At 64.6% G+C, this 15099-nt stretch carries 7 protein-coding genes and 1 pseudogene; 5 read left to right on the top strand and 3 right to left on the bottom strand.

What is annotated here, in order from left to right:
• Positions 1-1082: 1082 nt before the first annotated feature.
• The 4 genes and pseudogenes from A8950_RS20015 to A8950_RS14760 all read left to right on the top strand — a co-directional run.
• Positions 1083-2129 (top strand): annotated as a pseudogene (locus tag A8950_RS20015) (methyl-accepting chemotaxis protein); the annotation flags it as partial.
• A gap of 123 nt (positions 2130-2252) precedes the next feature.
• Complete coding sequence (locus tag A8950_RS14770; protein WP_208109874.1) at positions 2253-3128, top strand: choline kinase family protein; 876 nt, start codon at positions 2253-2255, stop codon at positions 3126-3128.
• Positions 3129-3137: 9 nt separating this feature from the next.
• Entirely contained in the window at positions 3138-5627 is a 2490-nt protein-coding gene (locus A8950_RS14765; protein ID WP_133614453.1) for a GcvT family protein, read from the top strand.
• 47 nt (positions 5628-5674) lie between these two features.
• The gene (locus A8950_RS14760; protein WP_133614452.1) at positions 5675-6391 is read left to right on the top strand and encodes an AbiV family abortive infection protein; all 717 of its coding nucleotides are present in this window, start codon (positions 5675-5677) and stop codon (positions 6389-6391) included.
• Between the two features lie 5 nt (positions 6392-6396).
• Here A8950_RS14760 and A8950_RS14755 read toward each other — a convergent pair whose 3' ends face one another.
• Positions 6397-8448, bottom strand: coding sequence for a molybdopterin-containing oxidoreductase family protein (locus tag A8950_RS14755; protein ID WP_133614451.1), 2052 nt, complete (start codon positions 8446-8448; stop codon positions 6397-6399).
• Between the two features lie 114 nt (positions 8449-8562).
• On the opposite strand from A8950_RS14755, the gene A8950_RS14750 reads away from it, so the two are divergent.
• Positions 8563-11976 (top strand): acyl-[ACP]--phospholipid O-acyltransferase, encoded by a 3414-nt coding sequence (locus tag A8950_RS14750; RefSeq protein WP_166645200.1) that lies wholly within the window; start codon positions 8563-8565, stop codon positions 11974-11976.
• On the opposite strand, the gene A8950_RS14745 is transcribed toward A8950_RS14750, so the two are convergent.
• Together A8950_RS14745 and A8950_RS14740 are read right to left on the bottom strand one after the other, a co-directional pair.
• Positions 11950-13005 carry an AbrB family transcriptional regulator gene (locus A8950_RS14745; RefSeq protein ID WP_133614449.1) on the bottom strand — a complete coding sequence of 352 codons (1056 nt, stop codon included), beginning with the start codon at positions 13003-13005 and terminating at the stop codon, positions 11950-11952. The two genes, A8950_RS14750 and A8950_RS14745, sit on opposite strands and share 27 nt — an antisense overlap.
• A 10-nt stretch (positions 13006-13015) precedes the next feature.
• Positions 13016-14983: an oxidoreductase gene (locus A8950_RS14740; RefSeq protein WP_133614448.1), complete on the bottom strand. Its 1968-nt coding sequence runs from the start codon at positions 14981-14983 to the stop codon at positions 13016-13018.
• Positions 14984-15099 lie beyond the last annotated feature (116 nt).

Here is a 15099-nt window from a genome sequence, read left to right as displayed (position 1 = left end):
GTCGGCGTATAAGCGGGTTCCTTTGGGCTTTCATTGCCAACTGAAGCGCCGCCTCGGCGAGATTCACCGGTATGGCATTAACTCTATCGCATCAAATTTGAGGCAATACTGGCGCATTGTCTGTTGCGTCCGTTTGCATTCTCCAGCCGCGATGGAGGCGTTTGATGACCGCGCTTTTCAAGAACCTCAAGATCTCCTGGCAGATCCAGCTGGTCAGTCTGATGGCGGGCCTCGGCTTCGCCGCCATCCTTGTCGTCTATCTGCTGGTTGACGGCGCGCGCGAACGCGAGCAGGTCCGCGCCAATGCCGCGACGGGAATCTATGTGACGGCACAGGAACTGCGCTACGAGTTCCTGAACGCGCGCCGCCGCGAAAAGGATTTCATCATCCGCCTCGAGGAGAAATATGTCGCCGATCACGACGCCGTCATGCAGGCAATCGAGGCCGACCTCGCCCAGGTGGAGGCAGCAGACAAGGCCGGCGCCTTCAAGTCCGACATCGCTGCCATCCGCGACGGGGTGGGCGTCTATCGCGCCGCCTTCCAGACCCTGGCCGGGCACTGGATCGAGATTGGCCTCACCGATGAACTCGGGCTGCGCGGCCAGTTGCGCAAGTCGGTGCACAATGTCGAGGAAAAGCTGAAGACCCTGGGTCTCGACAAGCTCACCATCACCATGCTGATGCTGCGCCGTGCCGAGAAGGATTTCCTGCTGCGCCTCGATGCCAGCTATGTGGAACGCCATGCCAAGACCACGGCGGCGTTCCTGGCCGACCTCGGCGCTGCTAACCTGTTCGCCGAGGATCGCGATGCCATCAGGGTGCTGATGGAAAGTTATGCCGCCGATTTCCAGCGTGTGGCGGAACTGCGCCTCAAGCTGATCGATGACGAGAAGGCGCTCTCCGCGGCCTTCGCCGAAGTCGACCCCGTGGTGACGGCAATGATCGAACGGATCGACGGCGACTTCAGGTCGGCGAATGCCCGCGCGGCGGAGCTGGGCGTTGAGACCGCGCGCTGGATCCTGCTGGCGATCATTCTGACCGCGATCGTGGCGGCACTGGTTGCCATGTATATCGGGCGACGCATCTCGACCCCGATCGGTGCCATGACCGGGGCCATGCATGCGCTGGCCGGCGGGCAGCAGGACACGCCGATTCCGGCAACCGATTACCGCAACGAGATTGGCCGCATGGCGCAGAGCGTCGAAGTGTTCAAGAATGCCATGCTGGAATCGCAGCGCCTCGCCAGCGAGCAGGCCGAGGCGCAGCGCCGGCAATTGGAGCGCAGCGAGCGCATGCTGGCGCTCACGCGCAGTTTCGACAACGAGGTCGCGGCAGCGCTGGCCCAGGTCAACAGCGCCGTTGCCGCCATGGAGGATACGGCTCGGAGGATGGCACAATCGGCGCAGTCGGTCAGCACCGGCGCCCAGGCCGTGTCAGCGGGGGCCACCGAGGCCTCGACCAACGTCCAGACCGTGGCCGCGGCGACCGAGGAACTCAACGCCTCCATCGGCGAGATCGGCAACCAGGTCAACATGTCGACCCGCGTCGCCGAGGAAGCGGTGGGCGAGGCGGAGCGCACCAGCGAAGTGGTGACCGGCCTTGCCGCCGCCGCCGACCGCATCGGCCAGGTGGTGACCCTGATCCAGGACATCGCCAACCAGACTAACCTGCTGGCCCTCAACGCCACCATCGAGGCGGCGCGGGCAGGCGAGGCCGGGCGCGGCTTTGCCGTGGTCGCCTCCGAGGTCAAGAACCTTGCCCAGCAGACCGGCCGCGCCACCGAGGAGATCGGCCAGCAGATCGGCGACGTGCAGCAATCGACCGGCACGGCGGTCACCGCCATCCAGCAGATTTCCACCACGATCAAGCGCAGCCACGAGATCGCCGCCACCATCGCCGCGGCGGTCGAGGAACAGAACGCCGCCACCAAGGAGATCGCCCGCAATGTCGAAGAAGCGGCCAAGGGCACCGAGGAGGTGACCCAGAACATTGCCGTGGTCAGCGATGCGGCAAGGTCCAGTTCCGAAGCGGCGGAAACGGTCCGCATTTCGGCCGGCGAACTGGCGCGGCAATCGGCCCAATTGGACCATCTGGTGAAGGGATTTCTGAGCGATGTGCGGGCGCTTTGATCATCGGAGGGTCGGTTACAACATCAAATCAACATGAATTGTGCCTTGAGTGTTGACATTTCCCGCAATTGGTGGCGAATGGTTGTCGGACAGGGATAACCGGCGGCGGGAGACGGCAGGTTCATGCAGGAGGCGATGGCACGGGCGCGCGCGCTCGCCTGCTGGTCGGGGCCGGTCGCGCCCGAGATCATCAAGGGCGGCATCACCAATGCCAATTTCCGCGTCGTCGATGGCGACCGGACCTGTTTCGTCCGCATCGGCGACGACATCCCGGTCCATGGCGTCATGCGTTTCAACGAACTGGCGGCCAGCCGGGCAGCCGCCGAATGCGGCCTGTCGCCCGCCGTCATCCATGCCGAACCCGGCGCCATCGTCTTCGACTTCGTCCAGGGCCATACCCTCGCCGCCGAGGATGTGCGGCGGCCGGAGATGCTCGACCGCATCCTGCCACTGATCCGCCGCTGCCATCGCGAGATGCCGCTTCATGTCACCGGCCCGGCGTTGATCTTCTGGGTGTTCCATGTGCTGCGCGATTACGGCCACTCGCTCAAGGCCGGGAACAGCCGCCATCTCGGCATTCTGCCGCGGCTCCTCGACATCGCCGCCGAGCTGGAAAAGGCGGTGGGGCCCGTCGAAATCGTCTATGGCCATAACGATCTGCTGCCGACCAATTTGATCGATGACGGCAGCCGCCTCTGGCTGATCGACTGGGATTACGCCGGCTTTAACTCGCCGCTCTTCGATCTCGCCAATCTCTGCTCCAACAACGAGGTGCCGGCGGCGGACGAGCAGCGGCTGATCGAGGCTTATTTCGAGAAGCCCGCCGGCGCCGAGCTGATGCGCCGCTACCACGCCATGAAATGCGCCTCGCTGCTGCGCGAGACCATGTGGAGCATGATCTCTGAGATCCACTCCACCCTCGATTTCGATTACCAGGCCTATACCGCCGAGAATTTGGCGCGCTTCGAACGCGCCCTCGGCGACTTCAGGAACATGTAGGAGTTTTCCATGGGCGACCTGCCGGCATCGGCGCGCGCAATCATCATCGGTGGCGGCATCATCGGCTGCTCGACCGCCTATCACCTCGCGAAACTCGGCTGGAAGGACGTGATCCTTCTCGAGCGGGGCAAGCTCACCTCCGGTTCCACCTGGCACGCGGCGGGGCTGGTCGGTCAGCTGCGCACATCGGCCAACATCACCCAGCTCCTCAAATATTCGGTCGAGCTCTACAACCGGCTGGAGGCCGAGACCGGCCTTGCCACCGGCTGGAAGATGAATGGCGGCCTGCGCCTTGCCTGCAACAATGAGCGCATGACCGAGATCAGGCGCCAGGCGACGACGGCACATTCCTTCGGCCTTGAGATGCATCTGCTGAGCCCCAAGGAAGCGCAGGACCTCTGGCCGATCATGGATATCGGCGATCTCGTCGGGGCGGCCTTCCTGCCGACCGACGGCCAGGCCAACCCGGCCGATATTTCGCAATCCCTCGCCAAGGGCGCGCGAATGAACGGTGTCAGGATCTTCGAGGAAACCGCCGTCACCGGCATCGAGGTGGCGAAGGGCAGGGCGGTCGCGGTGATGACCGACAAGGGCCGCATCGCCGCCGATGTCATCGTCAATTGCGCCGGGCAATGGGCGCGCGAATTGGGGGCGCTGGCCGGCGTCAACGTGCCGCTGCAATCGGTCCAGCACCAGTACATCGTCACCGAGGCCATGGCCGGCGTGCCGAAAAATCTCCCCACGCTGCGCGATCCCGACCGCCTGATCTATTTCAAGGAAGAGGTGGGCGGCCTCGTCATGGGCGGCTACGAGCACAACCCGATCCCCTGGCTGCCCGGCCCCAAACCATCTCGGGGGGATCGTTTCGCGCTGCCTGGTGACTTCGCCTTCCAGCTGCTTGAGAATGACTGGGATCATTTCGGCCAGTTGATGGAACAGGCGCTGATCCGCGTGCCGGCGCTGGAGAAGGCCGGCGTCAAGCAGATGATCAACGGCCCAGAGAGCTTCACGCCGGACGGCAATTTCATCCTCGGCGAGGCGCCGGAGGTCCGGAACTTCTATGTCGGCGCCGGCTTCAACGCCTTCGGCATCGCCTCTGGCGGCGGTGCCGGCCGGGCCTTGGCCGAATGGGTCGCCGGCGGCGAGCCGCCGATGGACCTCTGGCCGGTCGATATCCGCCGCTTCGGTTCCGTGCATCGCGACCGCAACTGGGTGCTGACCCGCACGCTCGAAGCCTATGCCCACCACTATTCCATGGCCTGGCCGCATGAGGAGCTGGAGAGCGTGCGCCCCGTGCGCGTTTCGCCGCTCTATCAAAAGCTCAAGGACCAGGGCGCCGTCTTCGGCTGGAAACTGGGCTGGGAGCGGCCGAACTGGTTCGCGCCCCAGGGTGTTGAGCCCAGGGACGTCTACTCCTACGGCCGCCAGAACTGGTTCGAGCATGTCGGCAGCGAGCACCGGTGCGCGCGCGAGCGCGTGGTGCTGATCGACCAGACCTCCTTTGCCAAATTCATGCTGGTGGGCCGCGATGCCGAGGCGGCCCTCTCCTGGATCGCCGCCAACGATGTCGCGAAGAAACCGGGTTCCATCGTCTATACCCAGATGCTGAACCAGCGCGGCGGCATCGAATGCGACCTCACGGTGACGCGCGTTGCCGATGACGCCTATTACATCGTCACCGGTACCGGCTATGCCACCCATGATTTCCACTGGATCGCGACGCATATTCCCGCCGGCCTGGATGCTCGGCTGATCGACGTCAGCTCGGCCTACGGCGTCCTCTCGCTGATGGGACCGAAGGCGCGCGATGTGCTGGCCGCCGTCACCGACGCCGATGTCTCGAACGCCGCCTTTCCCTTCGGCATGGCGCGTGAGATCGCCGTGGCCGGCGCCATGGTGCGCGCGCTGCGCGTCACCTATGTCGGCGAACTCGGCTGGGAACTGCACATCCCGGTGGAATCCATGGTCGCCGTCTACGACGCGCTCTGGGCAGCGGGCGGCAAGCACGGCATCGCCAATGCTGGCTATCGCGCCATCGAGAGCCTGCGCCTCGAGAAATTCTACCGCGCCTGGTCCTCCGATATCACGCCCGACCATTCGCCGCTCGAGGCCGGCATGGGCTGGGCGGTCAAGCTCCGCAAGAACACGCCTTTCCTCGGGCGCGAGGCGCTCGTCGCGCAAGTGGAGAAGGGCGGCGCGCAGAAGAAACTGCCAAAGCTGCTGGCCTGCTTCACCGTCGATGATCCCGCCATCGTGCTCCTCGGCCGCGAGACCATCTTCAGGAACGGCAGGCAATGTGGCTGGCTCGCTTCCGGCGGCTATGGCTATACGCTGGAGACCAATATCGGCATCGGCTATGTGCGCGATCCCGAAAACGGCGTCAGCCCCGAGGACGTTCTTTCCGGCACCTACGAGCTTGAAATCGCCTGCGAGCGCTACCCGGCCAAGGTCAGCCTGCAGCCGCTCTATGACCCGAAGATGGAACGGGTGAAGGGGTAGGGGGTCTTCGTTAGTGCAATTTTACTTTGGTTTGTTGGAGTGGAGTGGTGGTAAACATCACCGTTCATTCAATTGCAGCAAAGGAGTGCGTTGATAACGCTCTTCGTTTAATGAACGATGCACACTTCTTGTGCTGCAATAACAGATTTGCCTCAGCATATTTCCTTGCCTGTATTGCTGCTGAAGAACTCGGAAAATTTCTCATATTGGCATGGCAAGAGTATGAAGCTAATGGTCGACTGGAAGAAACACTTCGGTCGCACAATGCAAAGCAGGAAGCCTTCGCCTGCTTGATATTTGCTGAACTACTCTTTCGAAGTGGGTTGCGTGCGGCTCAGGTTTCTGAGGCTGTAACTGGAGACCGTTTTACGGAAGTTTTAACTGATGTGAATGCCAGGCTTCAAACTGACCCCCAAATAATTGAAAAATGGCCAACGATGCTTACCGATTTGCTTGGATCGGATCCTCATGCCTCTATCATTGCGATGTCATTTTTCGGTGAGTGGCAGCATGTGAAGCACGGAGCACTCTACTCAGATCGAGATCCGATCTATGATCGCCTGCCATCATCAGCGGAGCAGAAAGATGTGATGCAGATGATTGAGGTTATCGATCGTGCGTTAAGGATCGTGTCTACAACACCTGCATTGGCCATAGGAGCCTTGGCGGCAAAGAAAATCGTGAATGGTCCGCAAATGAAACCTGTGATCGACGTAATGCGTCAGATCATCAAAGATCAGCGAAACGCCAAGAGGCAGCGTTAACTGGTCTAAAAAAGAAGTGGTGCCACCTCCACCTCGACCCCATGCACGCTGGAACTCTCTGCCATGTCCGCCTTCTGGCCGGGATTGAGCGCGTTGACGGTGAGGCCGCCCGGCACCAGTTTCGGCCATCGGCTCTTGGCGGCGAGTGCCACGCCGCGTGGAATCGTGTCGGCGATGTCGGCGATCATGGTGATGCTGCCGGTGGCGTTGGAGACGCGGATCTGGCTGCCGCCTGCGATGCCGCGCGCGGCCGCATCGTCGGGGTGCAGCACGACATGTTCCGGGCCCAGCTTCGCCGCGATCTTCGGGTCGTTGTGGTAGGAGCTGTTCATCAGCCATTTCGAGGCGGGTGACAGCAGGCGCAGGCGACCCGCGGCCGGATGGGCATCGACCTCCGCATGCGGCACGCGCGGCAGGCCGTCGGCCGCCGCCCGCTCGCTGGCGATCTCGATCCTGCCCGAGGGGGTTGGAAAGACGAGATCCGGGAATTGCACCACCGGTTCTACCCAGCGCGGCTTCGTGCCGGCGGCCTTCAGGGCCGCGAAATCCCTCTCGCCCAATTGGCGGGCGAGGTTGTCGAGGATGGCGTTGTCACGCTCGAACAGTTCCGGCTCGTCATAGCCCATGGCGGCGGCGAGGCGGCGGAAGATTTCCTGGTTGGGCAGGGCCTCACCCATCGGCTCCATTGCCTTCGCCTGGGCCGAGATCGTGAGATCAAAATACGACATCACTATGTCGTCGAACTCCAGGAAGGAAGCCGCCGGCAGAATGATGTCGGCCAGATCCACGGTGTCGGTCGGGAAGAGATCGATGGCGACGTGGAAGAGGTCTTCGCTTTGCAGGACTGCCCTGAGATCGGCCTGGCGCGGGTTGGAGGCGGCGATGTTGATGTTCCAGGTGACCAGCGCCTGGGCGCGGCTGCGGTCGTTCAGCAGGTCGACCAGATCCATATGGCTCGCGACCTGGCGCTCATTCGACCGCAGATGCGGCGCTTCCAGATAGTCGCCGTCGATGCCGCGCCTGGCGCCGCCATTCAGGAACAGCAGCCCGGCGCCGGGCTTGCCGAAATTCCCGGTCGCCGCCGGCAGCAGGCCGATGGCGCGGAAGATGTTGCCGCCCATGGGCTGGCGCTGCAGGCCCTGGCCCAGCCACAGCAAAGCCGGGCCACTGCCATAAAGCCGCGCCGCTTCGATGATGTCGGCTTCCGGCACGCCGGTGAGGGCGGCGGTGCGCGCCGGTGTCGCCGCCGCGATCGTGCCGGCGATTTCGTCCCAACCGATGGTGTGGTCGCGGATGAAAGCGTCGTCGGTCAGTTTTTCCTTCACCAACACATGCAGCAGGCCGAAGGCCAGCGCCGCATCGCTGCCGGGAAAGGGTTGCAGGTGCAGATCGGCCTCGGCCGCCGTCTCGTGCCGCACCGGGTCGACCACGATCACCTTGGCCTTGGTCTCCTTCAGCCAGTGCTTGTGGCGGTGCGGTGCCGAAGCCGACGGGTTGGCTCCCCAGACCATGATGCAATCGGCCTGTTCCGCCATGCGCGGATCGAAGCCGTCGCTCCCCGTGCCTATGAGATAGCCCAGCGCCGCATGTCCGGCGGCGTTGCAGATGCTGTCGGGGTCGACCTCGCTGGCGCAGAGGCGATGGAAGAAGCGTTGCGGGAAGCCACCGGCGATGGCCGAGCAGGTGCCGGTGTAATGCGTGTGCCAGATCGCCTCCGGCCCGCTCTTGGCGACGATCCCCCTGAGGCGGTCGGCGATCTCGCTGATCGCTGATTCCCAGCTCACCGCCTGGTATTGTCCGCTGCCCTTGGGCCCCGTCCGGCGCAGGGGCTGGGTCAGGCGCGCCTTGGGGTCAAGATAGGCGCCGTTATAGGCGATGGCGCATTTCCCGCACAGCGCCCCCCGGCTCACTGCATGGTCCGGGTCGCCCAGGACCTTGATGCGGCCGCCGCTGGCCTTGACCACGGCAATGCCGCAGGCATCGTAGCAATCGCGCGGGCAGGTGGTGCGGATGATCTCCCGGCCCTGATCGTCTCTGGCTGTATGGCTGTCTGTCATGATGTTGTCACTCTAGCGCCCCGATTGGTGGTTGTGAACGGGTCTCCCGCGCGCCCGCTTGACTTGCCCGCCGCTCCCCCCGATTTTGCTGGGATAACAGGGAGAAGGCGCCACATGCACGACCGTTCCTACAGGCAGCTCATCCTCGACCGGGGATTCCGCTGGATGCTGCTGACCCAGTTTCTCGGCGCCTTCAACGACAACGTCTACCGCTTCATCGTGACGTTTCTCGCTATCGCCATGGCGGGAAGCCAGCAGGACGGCTTCGACGCGACCACCTACCTTTCCATCATCGCCGCCCTTTTCGTGCTGCCCTATATCCTGTTCTCGGGTTATGCGGGGCAGCTGGCCGACCGCCACCCCAAGCGCAGCGTGCTGATCGCCACCAAAAGCATCGAGATCGTCGCCATGGGCATCGGCTTCGTCGCCTTCGTGCTGAATGATCTCGTGCTGATGATGGGCGTCATGTTCCTGATGGCGCTGCAATCGACCCTGTTCAGCCCGGCGAAGTATTCCTGCCTGCCGGAATTGCTGCCCGACCGCGATCTCTCCCGCGGCAATGCGCTTATCGAGATGAGCACTTTCCTTGCCATCATCCTTGGCACCTGGGCGGGGGGACAATTGTTCGAGGATCTGCGCGGCCAGCCGGCGGTGCTGGGCGCGATCGTCCTTGCCATCGCCGTCATCGGCACGGCGGCGAGCTTCGGCATCGGCCGGACACCGGCGCCCAACATCCGCGCGCCGTTCAGCTGGGATCCGCTGGCCGGCATCGACCGCGGCCTGGCCGAGCTGTTCGGCAACCGGCGCCTGTTCCTGACGGTGCTCGGTATTTCCTGGTTCTGGTTCCTGGGCGCCCTGCTGCAGATCTCGATCCCGCTCTACGGGACCCGGATCCTCGGCCTCGGCGAGGGCGAGACCGGACTGCTCTGGGCGGCGGTCGCCATCGGCATCGGTGTCGGCAGCATCGCTGCCGGCCGCCTCTCCGGCCACAAGGTCGAGCTGGGCCTGGTGCCCATCGGCTCGGTGGGCATGGGCCTTTTCGCCATGCTGCTGGTGACGGCGGACAGCGCCTGGGGCGCCACGCTTTGCCTCGGCCTGCTCGGCTTCTTCGGCGGCTTCTTCGTGGTGCCGTTGAATGCGATGCTGCAGCAGAAATCCATGGCCAGCAATCGCGGCCGCGTCATCGCCGCCAACAACGTCCTCAACTTCATCGCCATCCTGCTGGCGGCCCTTGCCAACTACGTCTTCGGCAGCCTGCTGGCTTTCGCCCCGGACCAGGTGATCTTCGCCGGCGGCGTGCTCTCCTTCCTGGTCACCGGCTATATCTTCCTGCTGCTTCCGGATTTCTTCATCCGCTTCGTGCTCTGGTCGCTCACCCATTCGATCTACCGCATCCGCATCGTCGGTGCCGAGAACGTGCCGATCAACGGCCCGGCGCTGCTGGTCTGCAACCATCTCTCCTTCATCGACGGCCTGCTGGTCGGTTCCTGCGTACAGCGCTTCGTGCGCTTCATGGTCTATGCGCCCTTCTTCCAGATTCCCGGCCTCGGCCTGTTCCTCCGGAAGATGCACGCCATCCCGACCGGCGGCGGCAAGGTGGCGGAACCGATCCGCCGCGCCCGGGCCGAGCTCGAAGGCGGGCATGTGGTCTGCATCTTCGCCGAGGGGGCGATCACCCGCACCGGCAACATGCTGCCCTTCAAGCGCGGCTTCGAGCGGATCAGCGAGGGCATCGAGGCGCCGGTGATCCCGGTCCATCTCGACCAGGTCTGGGGCTCGATCTTCAGTTTCAAGGATGGGCGTTTCTTCTGGAAATGGCCCAGCCGCTTCTTCTATCCGGTCACCATCACCTTCGGAAAACCGCTTCCCTCCAGCGCCAGGGCCTTCGAGGTGCGGCAGAAATTGCTGGAGATGGCGGGCGATTCCTTCCGCCACCGCCGCCGCAAGGACGACCTCGTCGCCAACCGCTTCATCCGGACGGCGAAGGCGCGCTGGTTCAGCTTCGCCATGGCGGATTCACTCGGGCGCGAGATGAATTTCGGCCAGGCCCTCACCGGGGCCAGAATCCTGAGCGACTGGTTCAAGCGCCAGCGGCCGAATGAGGAAATGGTGGGTGTCCTGCTGCCGGGCTCGGTCGGTGCCGCCCTCGTCAACATGGGCCTGCTGCTGGCCGGCAAGGTGCCGGTCAATCTCAATTTCACCATCGGGCCGGAGGCCATGGAAGCCGCCATCCGCCAATGTGGTATCAGGACCATCGTCACGGCGAAGCCCTTCCTCGCCAAGGCCAAGCTGGAGGAACGCCCGGAGATGATCTATGCCGAGGACCTGCTCGGCGGCATTTCCAAGGTGACTCGCCTCGTCGCCTATCTGAAGACGATGCTGACGCCGACCAGCCTGCTCACCCTCCTTATCGGCCCGCGCGGGCAAAAGGTCGACGATCTCTGCACGGTGATGTTCTCCTCCGGTTCCACAGGTGAGCCCAAGGGCGTCATGCTTTCGCAGCACAATGTGGTCTCGAATCTGGAGGCGCTCGCCCAGATTCTCTGGGCGCAGAAGGACGACCGCATCATGGGTGTCCTCCCCTTCTTCCATTCCTTCGGCTTCACCGGCACCCTCTGCCTGCCCCTCGTAGTGGGGCTGGGCGCCGTCTATCACCCCAATCCGCTGGATGCGAAGACCATCGGCGGCATGGTCAGGAAATACCGCGCCACCATCATGATCGCGACGCCGACCTTCTGCCAGGGCTATTACCGCGTGGTGCCGAAGGAGGATTTCGCCACCCTCCGCCATGTCGTGGTGGGGGCCGAGAAGCTGCGCCCCGATTTCGCCGCCCAGTTCAAGGAGAAATACGGCCTCGACATGCTGGAAGGCTACGGCACCACGGAGATGGGACCGGTGGTCGCCGTCAACGTGCCCGATTTCGACAACGGCACCGCCACCGACCGCCAGGTGGGGCACAAGCCGGGCACGGTCGGCCATCCCATCCCCGGCGTGGCCGCGCGTATCGTCGATCCCGACACCTTCGCCGAGAAGGCGCCGGGCGAGGAGGGGCTGCTGCTCCTCAAAAGTCCCGCCCGCATGCTGGGCTATCTCAACAACCCGGAAAAGACCGCCGAGGTCCTGCGCGACGGCTGGTATGTCACCGGCGATATCGCCCTTCTGGATGATGACGGCTTCATCCGCATCACCGACCGCCTGTCGCGCTTCTCCAAGATCGGCGGCGAGATGGTGCCGCATTTGAAGGTCGAGGAGGCGCTGCTGCGCATCCCCGGCGTCAGTGGCGCCAATGTCACCGCCGTGCCCGATGCCGCCAAGGGCGAACGCCTGGTCGGCTTCTATGTGGCGGAAGAGCCACTGGAGCCGGCATTGGTCTGGCGCCAACTCAACGAGAGCGAGATGCCGAAAATCTGGATCCCCAAGGCCGCCGATCTCTACCGCATCGAGGAACTGCCGGTGCTGGGTACCGGCAAGACCGATCTCAAGCGCCTGAAGGCGATGGCGCTAACCGCTGCGTCGGCCGCCCAGTAACCTGAACACCAGCGGCGCCGCCACGATGATCATGAAGATCCTGACCACATGGTGGCTGGAGACATAGGCGGCGTCGATGCCAAGCGCGAGCGCGATGAGGCTCATCTCGGCAAGGCCGCCCGGCGCGAAGGCGAGCAGGGTCGAGGCGAAGGGCAGGCCCGCACTCCAGGCGACGGCGAGGCCGAAAGCGGCGGCGAGGCCCAGCAGCAGGGCGGTGGCGCCGACTGCCAGCAGGATGCCGCGCAGCACCAGGCCGAAAGCGAGCCCGGTGAAGCGCGCCCCGATCATCGAGCCGATCACCACCTGGGCGATGACAACCACTTCCTGCGGCGGCTTGGACTCGGTCACACCGGCGAGATGCAGGGCGGCGGAGAGGAACATCGGCCCGACCAGGGCATGGGCCGGCAGGCGGATGAGCCGGGCCACGAAATAGCCGGCGAAACCGGCGAGGGCCAGCCAGAAGATGTCGATGGTCGCCAGCGGCGCGGTGGTTCCCAGCATCGGCGCGCCGCCGGGGGCATAACCGCCGAACCAGCGATAGCCGAAGGAAAGGGCGAAGACCGCCACCAGGATGCGGGCCCCATGGGCCAGCGAAATGCGCGCCTCGTCCCCGCCGAAGGCGCTGCCAGCCAGGATCATCTCGGAGAGCCCGCCGGGGGCCGCCGCGAAATAGGCGGTAACCGGGTCGTAGCGCGCGATCTTCACATAGAACCAGCGCACCGCCCAGGTGGCGATCACGACATAGAGCCCCAGCCACAGGAAGCTCACCAGCCACATCGCGACATGGTCGAGGATGGCGGGCGAGAACTGGCTGCCCAGCATGATGCCCAGCACGGCGACGAAGACCATGCGCACCCGCGGCATCAGCGCGATGCGCACGCCCGAGACCGCCGCCAATGTGGTGAAGGCCATCGCCCCCAGCATCCAGGGCAGCGGCATGTGCAGCAGGTAGAAGACGAATCCGCCAGCGGCGCCGATGACGAGGCAGAGCAGATGCGCGCGCGAGGGCGGGGTGAAACTGGCCAGCATCGTGATGGAATCAGATCTCCGCCGTCACCTTGAGGCCTTCCAGCACGGCTTCCTCGGCGGTGCGCGGCGTCAGACTGTCGCCGATCACATGCACCTCGCCCTGCCAGTCGGCCAATTCCTCCTCCAGCCCGGCGACGCGGTGATGGCCGAGCGAGGTGACCAGCGTGTCGACGCCCTCGAAGATGATCGGCTCGCCCGAGGTCGCGTGCTGGAAATAGACCGTCTCGCCGTCGATGCCGTAGAGTCTGGCATAGGGCACCACCTCGACATTGAGCTTGTGCAGCTCGCCCACCCAATGGTCGCGGACATATTGGTGGATGCGCTGCCCGGCCATATAGCCATCGACGCAGAGGCGCACATGGCAACCATTGCGCGCCAGCTTCTCGGCGAGGCCGAGGCCGATCCAGTCGCAGCGCCAATCGGCGATCACGACCGAGCGGCCGATATTGGCCTCGTCCCGGATCGCCGCCCAGGCCGAGACCACATGGGACCCTTCCTCGACCCCCTCGATGCCGGCTTCCGCGGCAAGGCGCGGCCGGGCGCCGGTCGCGATGATGACGGCATCGGGTTTTTCCTGCTCGACCAGCGCGCGGGTGACTGTCGTCCGCGTCCGCACCGTGACGCCGGCGCGCTCGACCTCGCGCGCAAGGTTGGTGACGATGCCGCCGAACTCGGCGCGGCTGGGGAGCAATTGCGCGATCAGCGCCTGGCCGCCCAGGCGCTCGGACGCCTCGCACAGGATGACTTCATGGCCGCGCGCGCCGGCGATGGCGGCGGCCTTCATGCCAGCGGGCCCGCCGCCGGCGATCAGGATCTTCTTCTTGCGCGCCGCGGGCTTCAGCGCGCCGTAGGTCAGTTCGCGCCCCGTTTCCGGATGCTGGATGCAGGAGATCGGATAGCCGAGATGGAAATGCCCGATGCAGGCCTGGTTGCAGGCGATGCAGGCGCGGATGTCGTCGAGCCTGCCCGCCTCGGCCTTCCTCGGCATGTCGGGGTCGCAGATCATGGCGCGCGTCATGCCGATCAAATCGGCGGCACCGCTGGCTAGGATCTTCTCGGCGTCCTGCGGCTGGTTGATGCGCCCGGCCACCAGCACCGCCGCCTTTACCTTCTGCTTCACGGCGGCGGCGAAGGGCGCCACATAGCCATTGGCGATCGCCATGGGGGGCGCGATATGCACGGCACCGCCGAAACTGGCCGAGGTGCCGGCGATCACGTTGAAGAAATCGACCGCGCCATCGAGGGCGGCAATGGCGGCCAGGCTCTCGCTCTCCTGCAGGCCTTCCGGGTCCTTCTCGTCGCCGGTGATGCGGATGCCGACCACCATCTCGTCGCCGACGCGGTCGCGCACCGCCTGGCACACCTCGCGCAGGAAGCGGAGGCGATTCTCGAACGAGCCGCCATATTCATCCTCGCGCCGGTTGACGCGTTCGTTCAGGAACTGCGCCGGTAGATAGCCATGGCTCGCCACGATCTCGACGCCGTCGAGCCCGCCTTTCTTCAGCCGCAGGGCGGCGGCGGCATAGCCATCGATGATCTCATGGATCATGCGCTTCGACATCGGCTTCGGCATGACGTGGAAGCGCTCATTGGGCACGGCCGAGGGGGCGAAGGCGACCGGCGCGGTACCATCCTGGCTCTCCATGATCTCGCGGCCCGGATGGAACAACTGCCCGAAGAGGCGCGTGCCGTATGGCTTGCAGGCCGCCACCACGTCGCGGTAGCCCGGGATGCAATCATCCGTCGTCGCCATGATCAGATGCGAAGTATAGCGCGCCGTCTCATGCACCCCCGCCACCTGCATGATGATCAGCCCGGCACCACCCGCCGCCCGCGCCTCGTGATAGGCGGCAAGACGCTTGTTGGGCGTGCCGTCAGTCGGCATGGTCGTGTCATGGCCGGTCGAGAAGATGCGGTTCTTGATGCGGCAGCCGCGAATCTCGAAAGGCTCGAACAGATGCGGCAGGGCGGTGCTCATGGTCTCTGGCTCGATTTCTGGCTGGACGGTGGGAAACTGGCCGCCAAGCTAGCCTGTCCGCCCGGCCGTTTGAAGGCCCGCCACGGCAGGGCAGTTGTACTTTTTCGACATGGCCG

Source organism: Dongia mobilis (assembly GCF_004363235.1).
Lineage (GTDB): Bacteria > Pseudomonadota > Alphaproteobacteria > Dongiales > Dongiaceae > Dongia > Dongia mobilis.
The sequence above is the reverse complement of the archived record's forward strand: the minus strand, read 5'-3'. Positions and strand labels throughout refer to the sequence as shown.

Excerpts from the sequence above, each read along its gene's own strand:
- A8950_RS14755 (WP_133614451.1), bottom strand. The coding sequence starts at position 8,448 with ATGACAGACAGCCATACAGCCAGAGACGATCAGGGCCGGGAGATCATC.
- A8950_RS14740 (WP_133614448.1), bottom strand. The coding sequence starts at position 14,983 with ATGAGCACCGCCCTGCCGCATCTGTTCGAGCCTTTCGAGATTCGCGGC.
- A8950_RS14770 (WP_208109874.1), top strand. The coding sequence starts at position 2,253 with ATGCAGGAGGCGATGGCACGGGCGCGCGCGCTCGCCTGCTGGTCGGGG.
- A8950_RS14750 (WP_166645200.1), top strand. The coding sequence starts at position 8,563 with ATGCACGACCGTTCCTACAGGCAGCTCATCCTCGACCGGGGATTCCGC.
- A8950_RS14765 (WP_133614453.1), top strand. The coding sequence starts at position 3,138 with ATGGGCGACCTGCCGGCATCGGCGCGCGCAATCATCATCGGTGGCGGC.
- A8950_RS14745 (WP_133614449.1), bottom strand. The coding sequence starts at position 13,005 with ATGCTGGCCAGTTTCACCCCGCCCTCGCGCGCGCATCTGCTCTGCCTC.